Source organism: Streptomyces longwoodensis, assembly GCF_001514125.1.
Classification (GTDB): domain Bacteria; phylum Actinomycetota; class Actinomycetes; order Streptomycetales; family Streptomycetaceae; genus Streptomyces; species Streptomyces longwoodensis.
In genome coordinates, this window is record NZ_KQ948553.1 from 16993 (window position 1) to 33813 (window position 16821).

A 16821-nucleotide genomic window follows, 5' to 3' on the forward strand; every position below is an offset into this window, starting at 1 on the left:
CTATCGGCTGGGCATGACGACGGCCCGCCGCCTGTGGACAACCCACGGGCCACGGGCCGTTCGCACCGGTGTGCGGACGCGGGCAGTGCCCTCGATGTGCGCGGTACGCGCGCGGGGACGGCGCCCCGGGGTCAGACCGCCGCCTTCTTCAGGCGGCGCCGCTCCCTTTCGGACAGACCGCCCCAGATGCCGAAGCGTTCGTCGTTGGCGAGGGCGTACTCGAGGCATTCGGAGCGGACTTCGCAGGCGAGGCAGACCTTCTTCGCCTCGCGGGTGGAGCCGCCCTTCTCAGGGAAGAAGGACTCGGGGTCGGTCTGGGCGCACAGTGCGCGCTCCTGCCAGCCGAGTTCCTCGTCCGCGTCGTCGACCAGCAGTTGCTGCACCAGCTCGGTCATGTGCGCCCCTCGTCCGTTTCGCGTCCCCGTGACGTTGCCGTTACCGATCCCGGCTGAACGACACGAGTGAAATTACAAGTGTGCTGCTCCGGGCGAGTCAAGCCGAGATCTGCTATTGGGCCCCTTATTCACTCTGCGGAACCAAGGCCATGCGTTAAGTGTTCAAATCGGCATAAACCTTGACACGCAGAGAGGGACCCCCGAGGGCCTCCTCCCCGGCTCGGCCCCCGCGGGGGCCTGTACGGAGGAGGACGTCCTGGGGATCGATCCCGTTCCGACGCGCGCGCCGAAGCGAACCGGATCACAGTCGGATCACGGGATCGCAACGGGGCTTGCGCCCGGCATGTGGCGCATGTGTCCCCGGTTCCCGGTGCACAAACCTTTCACCTGGCAGGTGGACCGGATGAGGTGAAACTCGTCCCACATTCCGGGTGCCGAGTTGACACCCCGGGTGTGAACCGCTGTCCTTGTGGGCATGCTCGCGAACTTGGCATCCACCTCGACCCGCTCCGCCGGGTCCGACGGTGCTGCCCGCGCTCGCCGTAGCTGTTGTTGCTGTTCCAGCTGTTGAGCCGACCGCGCTCCGGCTGACCCTCCCCTGAGTCCACCGCGACTCGGCTGTCTGTTCCCCGCCCCCACCAGGGCCCACCTGTCCCCCGTGACCCGGGCGGACGGCACCGCGACACCCAGCCGACCCCCCACTCCGCCGAGGAACCACCGCACCCATGAACAGCGACAGCGACCTCCAGATCGCCGGCGACATCCTCGAGGTCCCGCACCTGCTCCAGACCCCCCGCGAACACCCGGCCACCGTCGCCGAGTTCGCCGGTCTCGCCCGCTCGATCGCCGCCGACCGCTCCCAGTGGGCGCACCTGGTGCGCTACGACGCCACCACGCGCTGGTACCACCGGCTGCGCACGGGTCCCGGCTACGAGGTGTGGCTGCTGTCCTGGGTGCCCGGCCAGGGCAGCGGTTCGCACGACCACGGCCGCTCCTCGGGCGTGCTGACCGTGCTGTCCGGCACCCTGACCGAGCACACCCGCAGCGACACGCGCGCGTTGCGCGAGGGCGACCAGCGGGTGTTCGCGCCGGGCTACGTGCACGAGGTCGTCAACGACGCGCTGGAGCCGGCCGTCAGCCTGCACGTGTACTTCCCGGGGCTGACGGAGATGCCGATGCACACCGAGGCCCGCTGCGAGGCGAGTCCGGTCACCGCCTGACCCGCGAGCCGTGCGCCCGCGGGCGCGGGCCGGTCACCGCCGGAGGGCCGCGACCGCACCGCCGGGTGACCGTGACCGGTCACCGCCCCCCGTGTTGTCCCACCGGCCTGCAAGACTTGGGGCCATGCGCATTGTGGTTCTGGCAGGCGGCATCGGTGGTGCCCGGTTCCTGCGTGGTCTGAAGCGGGCCGCGCCCGACGCGGACGTCACCGTCATCGGCAACACCGGGGACGACATCCACCTCTTCGGGCTGAAGGTCTGCCCGGACCTCGACACGGTGATGTACACGCTCGGCGGCGGCATCAACGAGGAGCAGGGCTGGGGACGGGCGGACGAGACCTTCCACCTCAAGCAGGAACTGGCCGCGTACGGCGTCGGACCGGAGTGGTTCGGACTGGGCGACCGCGACTTCGCCACGCACATCGTGCGGACGCAGATGCTCGGCGCCGGGTTCCCGCTCAGCGCGGTCACCGAGGCGCTGTGCGACCGCTGGCAGCCGGGCGTGCGGCTGATCCCGATGACCGACGACCGGGTCGAGACGCACGTCGCCGTCGAACTGGACGGGGAGCGCAAGGCGATCCACTTCCAGGAGTACTGGGTGCGGCTGCGGGCGTCCGTGCCGGCCCAGGCGGTCGTGCCGGTGGGCGCCGAGCAGGCGAAGCCCGCGCCCGGCGTGCTGGAGGCCATCGCCGAGGCGGACGTCGTGCTCTTCCCGCCGTCGAACCCCGTCGTGTCCGTCGGCACGATCCTCGCCGTGCCCGGCATCCGCGAGGCGATCGCCGACGCGGGCGTGCCGGTGGTCGGGCTGTCCCCCATCGTCGGGGACGCGCCCGTACGGGGCATGGCGGACAAGGTGCTCGCCGCCGTCGGCGTGGAGTCCACGGCCGCGGCGGTCGCCGAGCACTACGGCTCCGGGCTGCTGGACGGCTGGCTGGTCGACACCGTCGACGCGGGCACAGTCGAGCGGGTCGAGGCGGCCGGCATCCGGTGCCGGGCGGTACCGCTGATGATGACGGACCTCGACGCCACGGAGCGGATGGCCCGGGAGGCGCTGGCGCTGGCCGAGGAGGTGCGGGGAGCGTGAGCGGGCCCGCCGCGCAGGAGTACCGGGTCTGGGCGCCGTCCGGGCTGCCCGAGGTGCGGCCCGGGGACGACCTGGCCAAGCTGATCGCCACGGCGGAGCCGGGGCTCGCCGACGGGGACGTCGTCCTGGTCACCTCGAAGATCGTGTCCAAGGCGGAGGGGCGGATCGTCGAGGCCGCCGACCGGGAGGCCGCGATCGACGCGGAGACCGTGCGCGTCGTCGCCCGGCGCGGGACACTGCGGATCGTGGAGAACCGGCAGGGCCTGGTCATGGCCGCCGCCGGGGTCGACGCCTCCAACACGCCCGCCGGCACCGTCCTGCTGCTGCCCGAGGACCCCGACGCCTCCGCGCGGGCCGTCCGCCGGGGCCTGCGGGACGCCCTCGGCGTCGACGTCGGCGTGGTCGTCACCGACACCTTCGGGCGGCCCTGGCGCGCGGGCCTCACCGATGTCGCGATCGGCGCCGCCGGCGTCCGCGTGCTGGACGACCTGCGCGGTGGCACGGACGCGTACGGCAACCCGCTCAGCGCGACGGTCGTGGCGACGGCGGACGAACTGGCCGCCGCCGGTGACCTGGTCAAGGGCAAGGCCGCCGGACGGCCGGTGGCCGTGGTCCGCGGGCTGCCGCACGTCGTCACCCCCGGCGAGGGGGACCACGACGGCACGCACGCGGACGACGACGGCGCCCGGGCCATGGTCCGCGGGGCGCAGGACGACATGTTCCGCCTCGGCACCTCCGAGGCCGTGCGGCTCGCGGTCACCCAGCGCCGCACGGTGCGCGCCTTCACCGACGACCCCGTCGACCCCGGCGCGGTACGGCGCGCGGTGGCCGCGGCCGTGACGGCGCCCGCCCCGCACCACACGACGCCGTGGCGGTTCGTGCTGCTGGAGTCCGCCGAGTCCCGGACCCGGCTGCTCGACGCGATGCGCGACGCCTGGATCGCGGACCTGCGCCGGGACGGCAGGAGCGAGGAGTCGATCGCCCGGCGGGTCCGGCGCGGGGACGTCCTGCGCAACGCCCCCTACCTGGTGGTGCCCTGCCTGGTCATGGACGGCTCGCACACCTACGGCGACGCCCGGCGGGACACCGCCGAGCGGGAGATGTTCGTGGTGGCCGCCGGGGCCGGCGTGCAGAACCTCCTCGTCGCGCTGGCCGGGGAGCGGCTGGGCTCGGCGTGGGTGTCGTCGACGATGTTCTGCCGGGACGTCGTACGGGACGTGCTGGGGCTGCCGGACGACTGGGACCCGATGGGGGCGGTGGCCGTCGGGCGCCCGGCGGAGGAACCGCGGCCCCGGGCCGAGCGGGACGCGGAGGCGTTCATCGAGGTCCGCTGAGACGGGAGGGACGCGGGGGGTGGTTCCGGTCGCGGGTGCGCTTACGCTCGTGGGGTTGCCTTCCTCGCTCTCCTAGGGACCTCATCCGTGGCTGGACGTTTCGCTCCGCGGCCCACGCGCACCACCGCGCGCGGCGGCGAGGTCGTGGTGCCCGCGGCCCGGCCGGCGGCGACCGCGCCGTCCGCCGGGCGGGTGCGGACGTACGCGCCCGACGGGCCCCTCGACCTCGGGCTGGTGCTCGGGCCGCTGCGGCGGGGGCCCGCCGACCCGACGTTCCGGGCGATGCCCGACGGCTCCGTGTGGCGGGCCAGCCTCACCCCCGCCGGCCCGGGGACCCTGCGGGTGTCGGCGTACGGCGGTGCCGTGCGCGGCGAGGCGTGGGGGCCCGGGGCCGACTGGCTGCTCGACCGGCTGCCGGAGATGCTGGGGGCGGCCGACGACCCGTCCGCGTTCGTGCCCCGGCACCGGCTGCTGGCCCACGCACGGCACCGGCGGCCCGGCCTGCGGCTCATCCGGACCGGGCTGGTGCTGGAGTCGTTGATCCCGTCGGTCCTGGAGCAGAAGGTGACGACCGACGAGGCGTACCGGGCGTGGCGGCTGCTCGTACGGAAGTTCGGCGAGCCGGCGCCGGGGCCCGCGGCCGGGGGGCGGCTGTGGGTGATGCCCGCGCCGCGGACCTGGGCGCTGATCCCGTCGTGGGAGTGGCACCGGGCCGGCGTCGACAACAAGCGGGCCTCGACGATCCTGCGGGCCGTGCGGGTCGCCGCGCGGCTGGAGGAGGCGGTGGGGATGGAGCCGCGGGAGGCTCGCGCGCGGCTGGAAGTGGTGCCGGGGATCGGGCCGTGGACGTCGGCCGAGGCGGTGCAGCGCAGCCACGGGGCGGCGGACGAGGTGACGACCGGGGACCTGCACCTGCCGGGGATCGTGGGGTGGGCGCTGGCGGGGGACCGGCACGCGGACGATGCGGTGATGCTGCGCTTGCTGGAGCCGTATGCGGGGCAGCGGCATCGGGCCGCGCGGTTGATCCTGCTGAGTGGGGCGGTGCCGGCGCGGCGGGCCCCGCGGATGCCTGTCGGCGACATCCGGGGGTTGTGACGCGGGGGCGCTCGTTGCCGGCCGGCTGCTGGGGGCTGTGCCCCCAGACCCCCCTTCGGCCCTGAACGGGCCTCGTCCTCAAACGCCGGACGGGCTGGGGTGACTACCGGTCGGGTGAGAAGCGCAGTGCGCCCGCCGGGATCCTCGCGTCGCACCACACCCTCGCTCCCTCGCGGAGTTCGTTGTCCGCGCCGACGACCGCGCCGTCGCCGATGACCGTGCCGGTGAGGACGGAGCGTTCGCCGACGCGGGCGCGGGTGCCGATGAGGGAGTCGGTGATGACCGCGCCGGGTTCGATCACGGCGCCGGGGAGGATGGTGGAGCCGAAGACGCGGGCGCCGCCGGCGACGAAGGCGCCCTCGCCGACCACCGTGCCGCCGGTCAGCTTCGCGTCGGCGGCGACCATGGCTGTCGGCAGGACCAGGCGGTCGCCGCAGCGGCCCGGCACCGCCGGGGACGGGGCGCGGCCGAGGACCAGGTCCGCCGAGCCGCGCACGAAGGCGGCCGGGGTGCCGAGGTCCAGCCAGTAGGTGGAGTCGACCATGCCCTGCAGGTGCGCCCCGGCGGCGAGCAGGTCGGGGAAGGTCTCGCGCTCGACGGAGACGGGCCGGCCGGTGGGGATGGTGTCGATGACCGAGCGGCGGAAGACGTAGGCGCCCGCGTTGATCTGGTCGGTGACGATCTCCTCGGGCGTGGTCGGCTTCTCCAGGAACGCCAGCACCCGGCCGGTGGCGTCCGTCGGGACCAGGCCGTAGGCACGCGGGTCCGTCACCTTGGTCAGGTGCAGCGAGACGTCCGCCCCGGTCTCCTCGTGGGTGGCCACCAGACGGCGGATGTCCAGCCCGGTCAGGATGTCGCCGTTGAAGACCAGGACCGGGTCGTCGGGGCCGGAGTGCAGGCGGGAGGCGACGTTGCGGATCGCGCCGCCCGTGCCGAGGGGTTCCTCCTCGGTCACGTACTCCAGGTGCAGGCCCAGCGAGGAGCCGTCGCCGAAGTGCGGCTCGAAGACCTCGGCGAGGTAGCTCGTGGCGAGCACGATGTGGTCGACGCCCGCGGCCCTCGCCCGCGCCAACTGGTGGGTGAGGAACGGCACCCCCGCCGCCCGCACCATCGGCTTGGGCGTGTGCACCGTGAGCGGGCGCAGCCGGGTGCCCTTGCCGCCGACCAGGAGGATCGCTTCTGTCACCTGTCGTCTTCGCTTCCTGCCGGGACCGGCCGAACTGTCTTTCGGCCGGTCAGTGTATGCAGACCGGTGTGCGACGCCGTCGACGGCCGTGCGGTTCCCGGCACGCCGGTCCCGGTCCCCGGTCTCAGCGCCCCTGGAGGCGCGCCGCCGACGAGCGGGCCGTGCCGAGCTTGCCGTAGAGCTGCCGCCCCGGGCATTCGGTGGCGAAGCCGTCGCGGTGGCCGGAGATGACGTTGAGCCGTACGTTCTTGCCCTTGCGGTAGAGGTTGCCACCGCCGGACTTCAGGTATGTCTTGCCCTTCGGATTGCCCCCGTAGAGGCCCAGCTTCCACGCCGTCAGCCGGGCGACGGCCGTCACCGCGGCGGCGGGCGGCTTGGTGCTGCCGAACGTGCCGATCACCGCGATGCCCATGCTGTTGGTGTTGAACCCGAGGGTGTGGGCGCCCAGGACCGCCTTCGCCACTCCCCCGGCCCGGCCCTCGTAGATGGTCCCGCACTTGTCGACGAGGAAGTTGTAGCCGATGTCCCGCCAGCCCATGCTCCTGACGTGGTAGCGGTAGATACCGCGGATGAGCGAGGGGGCCTGGGAGCACTTGTACGTGTTGCCCGACGCGGTGTGGTGGACGAAGGCCGCCTTGACCTTCGACGTGTAGACGAAGGACTTCTCTCGCAGCTTCTCGTCGGCGCCCCAGCCGCGGCGCGTGACGATGCCCGGGCGCGGGCCGATGTAGGGCTTCGCCTTCTGAGCGGCCGTCAGCCGGCCCGAGCGCAGGGAGAGCAGTTCGCTGCGGGTCTGCGCGCGGTCGAGCGCGGGGATCTCCAGGGCGCCCACGGGGGCCAGGTCGGCGTTGGCCGCGGAGGCCGCCCGCGCCTCGGCGTCCAGGGCGGCCGGCCGGATCTGCCGGGTCCCGGCGGCCTCGGCGGAGAGGTGCACGGCGCGGGTGTCCTCGGTGCCCGGGTCGATCAGTTCCAGGCGCAGGCCCTTCGGGAGCGCCGCCGCGGCCCCGGGCGTGGTGAGCGCGGCCCGGGTCGCGCCGGTCCGGCCGTGCCGGTCGGTGTCCTCGCCGTGGACGCGGACCTCGACGCCGTCGGAGTCGCCGACCCACAGGGGGGCCGTGCCGGCCCGGACGTGGCCGGAGGTGCGTTCGGCGGTGCCGGGGTCGGCGCCGTGGTCGTCGTTGTGGGTCTCCAGGTCCTGCCAGCCGGACCAGGCGTGGGTGCCGGCGGCGCGGGTGCGGACCTGGACGCGGCCGTGCAGGGGGGTGTCGGGGTCGTTCCAGACGACGCCGAGGAGGGAGAAGTGCCGTACGTCGCGGCGGGGCAGGCCCTGGTCGCCCGCGCCGCCGAGGGCCCGGTCGCGGGCCAGCGGGGCGAGGGGCAGGGACTGGGTGCTGCCGGGGAGGTCGGGGGTGGCCGAGGCGGCGCGGGGCGGGGCGCCGGGCACCTGGGGCGGGTCCGGGCGGGCGGCCCCGGCCACGGCGGCCGCCGCCTCCGCCATCGGTGCCGGGGGCTCCGGCGCCGCGCCGGCGGGTGGCGCCAGGGGCAGGGTGAGGGCGGCCGCACAGGTGACACCGAGTGAGGTAGCAAGCAATCCGTGCATGCCCCTGATCTTGGACATGGTCATACATATCTGTCCATCGGTGACTTGACGGTCAGTCGGGCGCCGTTCCGCCGAACCGGTGGCCCCCCGCCGGGCGGTGGCGCGGGTGGGGCGGGCGGGGGCGGCGTACGCTTGCGCGGGTGACTGCCACCGATCGCACCCCTGCCGACCTGCTGCGTTCCGCGCTCGCCGCGGACCCCGCGCGCCCGCTGGTGACCTTCTACGACGACGCCACGGGGGAACGGGTCGAACTGTCCGTGGCCACCTTCGCCAATTGGGTGGCCAAGACCGCGAACCTCCTCCAGGACGGGATGTCCGCCGAGCCCGGCGACCGGGTCGCGCTGCTGCTGCCCGCGCACTGGCAGACGGCGGTGTGGCTGGTGGCGTGCTCGTCGGTGGGCGTCGTCGCGGACGTCGCGGGCGATCCCGCCCGGGCGGACTTCGTGGTGGCCGGGCCGGACGGCATCGAGGCGGGCCGGGCCTGCAAGGGCGAGCGGTACGCGCTGTCCCTGGCGCCGCTCGGCCGGCGCTTCGTGCCGGCGCCGCCACAGGGGTACGCCGACTACGCCGTGGAGGTGCCGACGTACGGCGACCGCTTCGTGCCGTACGCGCCGGTCGACCCGGAGGAGCCGGCCCTGATCGTGGCCGGGGCGGAGTACACCGGCGCGGAGATCGTGGAACGGGCCCGCGGCGAGGCCGAGGCGCTGGGGCTGCTCGGCCCGGGTTCGCGCCTGCTGTCCGGGCGGGGCTACGACACCTGGGAGGGCCTGAGCGCGGGCCTGTACGCCCCGCTCGCCAGCGGCGGCTCGGTGGTGCTGTGCCGCCACCTGGACCAGGCGACCGAGGAAACCCTCACCCGCCGCATCGACACCGAACGCGTCACGGCGACGGCCCGCACGTAGGCCAAAGGGGCGCGGGGAACTGCGCGACCAGCCCCCACGGGCCGCATCGGACCGACGACAGCCCGCCCCACCTCCAGGGGCGCGGGGAACTGCGCACTCAGCCCCCACCCACCCGCACACGACCGACGACGACCCGCCCCACCCAAAGGGGCGCGGGGAACTGCGCGACCAGCCCCCACGCACCCGCACCCGGCAGACCACCCCGCGCCCCCTCACCGCCCCCGCCCACCCGCACCCCCGGCAGGGCCCGTCACCCGTTCGGCCCATCCCACGCCCCCACCCCACCCCACCCCGGTGAATGATCGAAGCGCAGAACTCCGCACTGACCGCGTGGACGACGTGAGGGGTGGTGGCGGGTGTGGTCGACGGACGGCGGTCCCCGCGGCCCCGGACGGGTCCGCCCACCGGGGCCCACGCCAGCCGCGCCGGGCTCGCACGCCGCCGGCGCCGCCGCTGGCTGTACGGCGGGGCCCTCGGCGCCGCCGTGGTGCTGATCGGCGTCACGGTCGCCGGGTCGATCGTCTACGCCAAGCTCAGCGCCAACATCACCCCCGACGAGGCCGCCGCCCGCGAGCTCGCCCGGTACGAGAAGGAGCGGCCCACCGCGCTGGTCAAGGGCGCGCAGAACATCCTGCTGATCGGGTCGGACTCGCGGGCGGGCGCCGGCAACGGCGAGTACGGCAAGGACTCCGGGACGGAGCGCTCGGACACCACGATCCTGCTCCACCTCAGCGCGGACCGGCGCTCCGCCACGGCCGTCTCCCTCCCCCGGGACCTGATGGTGGACGTGCCGGCCTGCCGGCGGCGCGACGGCAGCCGGGGCGAGCCGATGTTCGCCATGTTCAACTACGCCTTCCAGACGGGCGGCTCGGCGTGCACCGTGCGGACCGTCGAGAAGCTGACCGGCGTGCGGGTGGACCACCACGTGGTGGTGGACTTCAGCGGGTTCAAGGACATGGTCGACGCGGTGGACGGCGTCGAGGTCTGCCTGGACGAGCCCATCGACGACAAGGCGGCCAAGCTGCGGCTGCCGGCCGGCCGGGTCACCCTCGACGGCGAGCAGGCCCTGGGCTACGTGCGGGCCCGCAAGTCGCTCGGCAACGGCAGCGACACCGACCGCATGGACCGCCAGCAGCGGTTCCTGTCCGCGCTGGTCACCAAGGTGCGCGGCAACGACGTCCTGCTGAACCCGGTGAAGCTCTACCCGGTGCTGGACGCGGCGACGTCGTCGCTGACCACCGACCCGGCGCTGGCGAGCCTGCACGGCCTGTACGACCTGGTGCGCGGCCTGCGCGACATCCCCGCCTCACGGGTCCGCTTCCTGACCGTGCCGAGGGAGGCGTACGTCTACAACGCCAACCGCGACCAGCTCGTGCAGCCGGCCGCGGAGGACCTGTTCCGGCGGCTGCGCACCGACAAGCCCATCGCGGTGAGCGCGGCCTCGGCACGGGAGGCGGCCGACAAGTCCGCCGCCGCGTTCCGCGGCCGGACCGCCGCCGACGACATCTGCGGGTAAAGGCCCGCCCAAGCGCAGCGCAACGGAAGAACCGGGGTTCAGGGAAATGCGGCGTATTGCCCGCTTGTAGGGACGTGGAATGTGTCACCGTCGTCGCTCGACGGCGTACCGGCCGGATAGTGTGAGCGATCCGGTGCACCCGGCCAGAGGTCCGTCCTGGGGTCGTGCACTGTGTGACAAGACCCGAGCGCCTTTTGAGGGGGGAAGGCGCCGCGTGGCCCCTACGGAGGATTCGGACAACCGTGGACGCGCAAGGCCGTGGGCGGGCGGAGAACATCGACCCCGCAGACCAGTGGGTGCTCAATCCGGACACCGGCGAATACGAACTGCGACTGGCTCCTTCCGCAGCGCAACCGTCGGTCCCCGGACCGCGGGCGGCCGCCCCCGGCCGGACCGGCTCGTCGGGCCGGGGGACCCGCGGCCGTACGACCGCCCCCGACCGGGACGCGACGGAGCCCGAGGTGCCGCCGCAGCGCAGGCGCCGGGGCGCCCCCGCGCAGGAACCGCCGCCGGGCCGGCGCGGCCGCCGGCCGGTGAAGAAGAAGGCGAAGACCAAGAAGGTCCTGCTGTGGACCGGCGGGATCATGGCGTTCGTGCTGGTGGGCACCGCGGGCGCCGCCTACCTGTACCTGGAGCACCTCAACGGCAACATCAAGTCGGTCTCCGACGACGGCGCGAGCACCGGTGGCTTCAACAAGGACAAGGCCATCAACATCCTGCTGATCGGCACCGACAAGCGCACGGGCGCGGGCAACGAGGGCTACGGCGACGCGGGCAGCGTCGGCCACGCGGACACCACGATCCTGCTGCACGTCTCCAAGGACCGCACCAACGCGACCGCGCTGAGCATCCCGCGCGACCTGATCGTGGACGTCCCGGACTGCCCGACCGAGCAGGAGGACGGCTCCACCAAGGTCATCAAGGGCACGGAGGGGGCCCGGTTCAACACGAGCCTCGGCCAGGACGGCCGCACCCCCAGCTGCACGATGCGCACGGTGACCGAGCTGACCGGGATCACCCCGGACAACTTCATGGTGGCCGACTTCAACGCGGTCAAGACGCTGACCACGGCGGTCGGCGGGGTCGAGGTGTGCCTGGCCAAGGACATCGACGACGCCGACTCGCACCTGAAGCTGAGCAAGGGCACGCACGAGATCGAGGGCGAGCAGGCGCTGGCGTTCGTGCGCACCCGGCACTCGGTGGGCTTCGGCGGCGACCTGAGCCGCATCCAGATCCAGCAGCAGTTCCTCAGCGCGCTGATGCGCAAGCTGAAGTCGAACGACACCCTGACCAGCCCCACCAAGATGATCAAGCTGGCGGAGGCGGGCACCAAGGCGCTCACGGTCGACTCCCAGCTGGACAGCATCGACAAGCTGAAGGACCTGGGGATGGAGCTGGGCAAGCTCAACACCAAGAACCTGACCTTCACCACCGTCCCGGTCGTCGACAACCCGGCGGAGAAGGTGAAGGCCACCGTCGTGCTCAACGCGAGCACGGCACCCACCGTCTTCCAGATGATCAAGGACGACGTCTCCTTCACGGCGGTGAAGAAGAAGGCGCAGGCCTCCAAGAACGCGGCCGCCGCCGCGGCCGCCGCCCGGCTCAAGGGCACCCGGTCCGCGGCGTCCGAGGTGCGGGTGCGGATCCTCAACGGCGGGGCCGCGCCCGGCAGCGCACAGTCCACTCTCAGCTGGCTGCAGAACGATGCGGGCGTGACCAAGTCGGAGAACGCGGGCAACGCCCCGGCGCAGCTGGGCAGCACCACCCTCGAGTACGCCCCCGACCAGGCGGCCCAGGCACGCAAGCTGGCCGCCGTGATGGGGCTGCCCGGTACGGCGCTGAAGCCGGGCCGGAGCGTCACCAATGCCCAGGGGCTGCCGACCATGACCCTCACCCTCGGCAAGGACTTCAAGGGTCCGGGCGTCTCGCTGACGGCGCCGGCCGCGGTGCCGGACACGGTGCAGAAGTCCACGGCGGACAAGGTCGAGTGCGCCAAGTAGTGACCGAAACGGTCCGCCACGCGTCTAGGTAGACGCGGGGCGGACTGCGTACAACGAGAGAGCGGCCCCGCGCGTCTAACGCGACGCGGGTGGGAGACCCGTGTCTGGGTGCACGGCGGGGAGGGCAGGGGATGGCGCAGAGCAATGTGCGGGGGGAGGTTCCCGCGGTCGAGGACACGATGTCCCTCACACCGCAGGACCAGGAACCCGCGGAAGGCACGGAACCCGGCGGCCCGGACGGTGGCACGAGCGGCGGCGGCAGGCGCGGCAAGGGGGGCCGCCCCCGGCGCAGACGCCGCGTGCTGCGCTGGTCGGCGACGGTACTGGCGGTGGTGATACTCGGCACGGCGGGGGCCGGCTATCTCTACTACCAGCACCTCAACGACAACATCAGGAGCGACGACCTCAACCTCGGCGACGCCAAGGACCGGGCCGCGCAGACCAAGGCCAACGCGGCCGGGCAGACCCCGCTGAACATCCTGCTGATCGGCTCCGACGCCCGCGACACCGCGGAGAACCAGAAGCTCGGCGGCGCCCGGGACACCTTCGGCGGCCCCCCGCTCGCGGACGTCCAGATGCTGCTGCACGTCTCGGCCGACCGCTCCAACATGTCCGTGGTGAGCATCCCGCGCGACACCCTGCTCTCCCTGCCCAAGTGCACCGACCCGGACGACGGCACGGTCTACCCGGCGACCCGGGGCCGGATGATGGCCAACGAGTCGCTCGGCCGCGGCGGCCCCGGCTGCACGGTGGCGACCTGGGAGAAGCTCACCGGCATCCACATCGACCACTTCATGATGATCGACTTCTCGGGCGTGGTGTCGATGGCGGACGCCATCGGCGGCGTCCCGGTGTGCGTCGACGCCAACGTCTACTCGCACACCTCCGCCGGCAAGGGCTCCGGCCTGAAGCTGCCCAAGGGCACCACCGACGTCAAGGGCGAGCAGGCCCTGCAGTGGCTGCGCACCCGCTACGGCTTCGAGGACGACACCGACCTGGCCCGCGCCAAGGCCCAGCACATGTACATGAACTCGATGGTCCGCGAGCTGCGCGCCAGCGCCAAGCTGACCAGCCCCAACAAGCTGCGCAAGCTCGCCGAGGCCGCGACGAAGGCGATCACCGTCGACAACGGCCTGGACAGCATCAAGAAGATGTACGACCTCGCCGACGAGCTCCAGCGGGTGCCGACCGAGCGGATCACCATGACGACGATGCCCAACCGGTACGTCGGCAGCCGCGTCGAGCCCACCGAGGACGCCGAGACCCTGTTCCGGATGGTCCGCGACGACGTCGCGCTCGACGGCAAGGACAAGGCGAAGCCCGCCGCGACCGCCTCGGCCACCCCGACGGCCACGGCCGACGCGCCCGCCGCCATCGCGGTGCAGGTCCTCAACGGCACGGCCACCGACACCCAGGCGGCGGTTCGCGGGCGCGCGGGCACGATCGCGGACGTGCTGACCGGCAAGGGCTTCACCCGGGCGGTCGCGGACCACACCGCGGCCACGGCCGAGCCGTCGACGGTCGTGCGCTACCCGAGCGCCGACCTCCAGGCCGACGCGCAGGTCGTGGCCCGGGCCCTGGGCCTCCCGGCGAGCGCGGTGAAGAAGTCCACCGACGTCTCCGGCATCACGCTCGTCGTGGGCGCCGACTGGCGCTCCGGCACCGCCTACCGGGCCCCCGCCACGAAGGACACGACCCCCGACTCGGCGCAGGCGATCAACGCAGCCGACACCAGCCAGTGCATGCACGTGGACCCGGCCTACGTCTGGTAGGCCGGGCCCTGGATTACCCGGACGTCAGAGGGCGCCCTCGCTGCGGGGCTCGGCGAGCACCGCGGGGCGCCGCGAGGCGATGACCCGCCTGGCCAGCGACTTCGGGCTGGTCAGGAAGCCCCACCCCCACGACATGTGCATCGTCGCGAGGGCCACGGGGATCTGCAGCCGCGCCTTCAGGGGCAGCCCCTTGCCGGCCGGGAGCGACCCGGCGGCTATCGCCGCGAGGTAGCCGCCGGGGACGAGGAAGCCCCACGGGGTCAGCACGGCGCCGACCACGATCCCGGCCGCGATCACGCACACCGCGGTCGGCGGGGCGAGGTAGCGCAGGTTGATCGACCCGGCGTGGTAGCGGGCCACGACGTGCCGCCAACGGCCGTAGTCCTTGTACTGCTTGGCCAGGGCGCGCACCGAAGGGCGGGGCCGGTAGGACACCTTGAGTTCGGGCGAGAACCAGATGAGGCCGCCCGCCTCCCGGATGCGGAAGTTCAGCTCCCAGTCCTGGGCGCGGATGAACTCCTCGTTGTAGCCGCCCTGTTGCTCCAGCGCCTCGCGGCGGAAGACCCCCAGGTACACGGTCTCGGCGGGGCCCGCCTGACCGCCGGTGTGGAAGGCGGCGTTGCCCACGCCGATCCGGGAGGTCATCGCGGCGGCGACGGCGTGCTCCCAGTCGTTCTCGCCCTCGGCGTGCATGATGCCGCCGACGTTCTGCGCGCCGGTCTCCTCCAGGAGCCGCACGGCGGTGGCGATGTAGTTCGGGGAGAGCATGCCGTGGCCGTCGACGCGGACCACGACCGGGTGCCGGGAGGCCTTGATCGCGGCGTTCAGCGCCGCGGGCGTACGGCCCGTCGGGTTGGGCACGGTGTGCACGCGCGGGTCTTCGGCCACGAGCGCGGCCGCGATCTCGTCCGTGCGGTCCGTGGACGGACCGAGGGCGATCACGACCTCCATCTCGCCGGCGTACTCCTGCGCGAGGATCGCTTGGACGGCTCCGCGCAGGTGCCGCTCCTCGTTGAGGACGGGCATGATCACGGACACGGCGGGGAGCTGCACGTCGGACTTGGCGTTCATAGGGGGCTCACGTTACCGCGAACGGGGGACACGCCCGCGCCCCGCCGGGGTTGCTGCGCCGGTCCACCGATCGTATCGGCCTACCGTGCTCACGGCTCGCCCACGTACGGCCGCCGCCCGGAGGTGTCCCCCCACATGCCCGTCACGCCGCCCCGGCCCCCCGCCCGCCGGCCCCCGCGTCCCCCCGCCCGCCCCGGAGCCCGCCCGGCCCCGCCCGCGGCCGTACGGCGCCGCCGTCCGCGCTGGGCCCTGCGGGCCGCGATGACGCTCTCCGTGGTGGTGCTGGCCTCGGCCGGCATCGGGCACTCGCTGGTCACCAGCCTCGACTCCGGCATCGCCCGCGTCGACGCCTTCAAGGACATGAAGAACCGGCCGCGCGCGGGCCACGGCATGAACGTGCTGCTGGTCGGCACCGACGGGCGCGACCGGATCACCGAGGAGGAGCGGCGCAGGTACCGCCTCGGCGGGGAGCCCTGCCACTGCACCGACACCATCATGATCGTGCACATCTCCGAGGACCGGGAGCGGGCGAGCGTGGTGAGCCTGCCGCGCGACTCCTACGCCGAGACGCCCGAGCACGTCGACGCCACCACCGGCGAGCGGCACGCCGGGCACCCGCTCAAGCTGAACGCCGCGTACGCCGAGGGCGGCCCGCAGCTGACGGTCCGTACGGTCGAGAACATGACCCACGTGAAGATCGACCACTACCTGGAGGTCGACTTCACCAGCTTCATGCGGACGGTGGACGTCCTCGGCGGTGTGCAGATCTGCACGAGCGAGCCCCTGAAGGACGCCTACACGGGCCTGGACCTGGCGCCCGGCCGGCACACCATGCGGGGCGGCGAGGCCCTGCAGTACGTGCGCTCCCGGCACGCGGACGCCTCCTCGGACCTCGGCCGCATGAAGCGCCAACAGCGCTTCCTGGCCGCCCTGGTGGACCGGGCGACGTCCTCCGGCATCCTGCTCAACCCGCTGAAGTTCCGGGACGTGGCCCGCGCGGTGCTGGGCTCGGTGCGCGCCGACCGGGGCTTCGGCACCGACGAACTGCTGGACCTGGGCCGCGCGATGCGCACCTTCTCCCCCTCCTCCTCGGAGTTCACCACGGTCCCGATCGGTCAGCTGGGTTACGTGGTCAAGGGCATCGGCTCGACGCTGAAGTGGGACCCGGTGGCGTCGCGGCGGCTGTTCCAGGCGCTGCGCGAGGACCGGCCGCTGGCGGTGGCGCCCAAGGCGCGGCCCACGACGGCGCCGGTGGAGGTGCCCCCGCAGCAGATCCGGGTGCAGGTGGAGAACGGCACCCGCACCGCGGGCCTCGGCCGGCGCGTGGACGCGGCGCTGGCGGCCGCGGGCTTCCGCACGACGGGCCGTCCGGTCACCGCCGCCGACCAGGCGGCGCGGCGCACGGTCGTGGCCTACGACCCCCGCTGGGACCGCTCCGCCAGGTCACTGGCGGCGGCCCTGCCGGGCAGCGAGCTGCGAGCGGTGAAGGGGCTCGGGCCGACCCTGAAGGTGATCGCCGGGGCGGACTTCCGCACCGTGCGCGCCGTGCGGGTCGTCAATCCGGGCGAGACGGACACCGCGGTCGTGCGCGGGGACGAGGCCGGCTGCTCCTGAGCGCCGGCCCCGCCCCCGCGGGTGCGTCGTCG

General features: G+C 73.6%; 13 protein-coding genes. 9 read left to right on the top strand and 4 right to left on the bottom strand.

The window, feature by feature from the left end; translation table 11 throughout:
- Positions 1 to 131: 131 nt before the first annotated feature.
- A complete protein-coding gene (locus tag AQJ30_RS15010; RefSeq protein WP_003975777.1) occupies positions 132 to 395 on the bottom strand; it encodes a WhiB family transcriptional regulator in 264 nt (87 codons plus the stop codon).
- Between the two features lie 725 nt (positions 396 to 1120).
- Here AQJ30_RS15010 and AQJ30_RS15015 point away from each other — a divergent pair.
- The 4 genes from AQJ30_RS15015 (at position 1121) to AQJ30_RS15030 (ending at position 5128) form a co-directional block, all read left to right on the top strand.
- On the top strand, positions 1121 to 1615 hold the full coding sequence (locus tag AQJ30_RS15015; RefSeq protein WP_067233642.1) for a cysteine dioxygenase: 495 nt from the start codon (positions 1121 to 1123) through the stop codon (positions 1613 to 1615).
- A gap of 124 nt (positions 1616 to 1739) precedes the next feature.
- Entirely contained in the window at positions 1740 to 2699 is a 960-nt protein-coding gene (gene cofD / locus AQJ30_RS15020) for a 2-phospho-L-lactate transferase (protein ID WP_067233644.1), read from the top strand.
- A complete protein-coding gene (locus AQJ30_RS15025; RefSeq protein WP_067233646.1) occupies positions 2696 to 4033 on the top strand; it encodes a coenzyme F420-0:L-glutamate ligase in 1338 nt (445 codons plus the stop codon). Before cofD ends, AQJ30_RS15025 begins: the two co-directional genes overlap by 4 nt.
- 87 nt (positions 4034 to 4120) lie before the next feature.
- Positions 4121 to 5128 carry a DNA-3-methyladenine glycosylase family protein gene (locus AQJ30_RS15030; RefSeq protein ID WP_067233647.1) on the top strand — a complete coding sequence of 336 codons (1008 nt, stop codon included), beginning with the start codon at positions 4121 to 4123 and terminating at the stop codon, positions 5126 to 5128.
- Between the two features lie 103 nt (positions 5129 to 5231).
- Here AQJ30_RS15030 and manB read toward each other — a convergent pair whose 3' ends face one another.
- The gene (manB, locus tag AQJ30_RS15035) at positions 5232 to 6314 is read right to left on the bottom strand and encodes a mannose-1-phosphate guanylyltransferase (protein ID WP_067233649.1); all 1083 of its coding nucleotides are present in this window, start codon (positions 6312 to 6314) and stop codon (positions 5232 to 5234) included.
- 124 nt (positions 6315 to 6438) lie between these two features.
- Positions 6439 to 7932, bottom strand: coding sequence for a peptidoglycan recognition protein family protein (locus AQJ30_RS15040; RefSeq protein ID WP_067234693.1), 1494 nt, complete (start codon positions 7930 to 7932; stop codon positions 6439 to 6441).
- 122 nt (positions 7933 to 8054) lie between these two features.
- On the opposite strand from AQJ30_RS15040, the gene AQJ30_RS15045 reads away from it, so the two are divergent.
- The 4 genes from AQJ30_RS15045 to AQJ30_RS15060 all read left to right on the top strand — a co-directional run bounded on the left by AQJ30_RS15045 (position 8055) and on the right by AQJ30_RS15060 (position 14104).
- Entirely contained in the window at positions 8055 to 8816 is a 762-nt protein-coding gene (locus AQJ30_RS15045) for a TIGR03089 family protein (RefSeq protein WP_067233651.1), read from the top strand.
- 358 nt (positions 8817 to 9174) lie between these two features.
- Positions 9175 to 10332 (top strand): LCP family protein, encoded by a 1158-nt coding sequence (locus AQJ30_RS15050; protein WP_067234695.1) that lies wholly within the window; start codon positions 9175 to 9177, stop codon positions 10330 to 10332.
- Positions 10333 to 10574: 242 nt separating this feature from the next.
- Positions 10575 to 12332: an LCP family protein gene (locus tag AQJ30_RS15055; protein ID WP_067233653.1), complete on the top strand. Its 1758-nt coding sequence runs from the start codon at positions 10575 to 10577 to the stop codon at positions 12330 to 12332.
- A gap of 131 nt (positions 12333 to 12463) precedes the next feature.
- A complete protein-coding gene (locus AQJ30_RS15060; protein ID WP_067233654.1) occupies positions 12464 to 14104 on the top strand; it encodes an LCP family protein in 1641 nt (546 codons plus the stop codon).
- 24 nt (positions 14105 to 14128) lie between these two features.
- Here AQJ30_RS15060 and AQJ30_RS15065 read toward each other — a convergent pair whose 3' ends face one another.
- Entirely contained in the window at positions 14129 to 15175 is a 1047-nt protein-coding gene (locus AQJ30_RS15065; RefSeq protein ID WP_067233656.1) for a glycosyltransferase family 2 protein, read from the bottom strand.
- A 135-nt stretch (positions 15176 to 15310) separates the two neighbouring features.
- On the opposite strand from AQJ30_RS15065, the gene AQJ30_RS15070 reads away from it, so the two are divergent.
- Positions 15311 to 16789, top strand: coding sequence for an LCP family protein (locus AQJ30_RS15070; RefSeq protein WP_079084060.1), 1479 nt, complete (start codon positions 15311 to 15313; stop codon positions 16787 to 16789).
- The last annotated feature ends 32 nt before the right edge of the window (positions 16790 to 16821 follow it).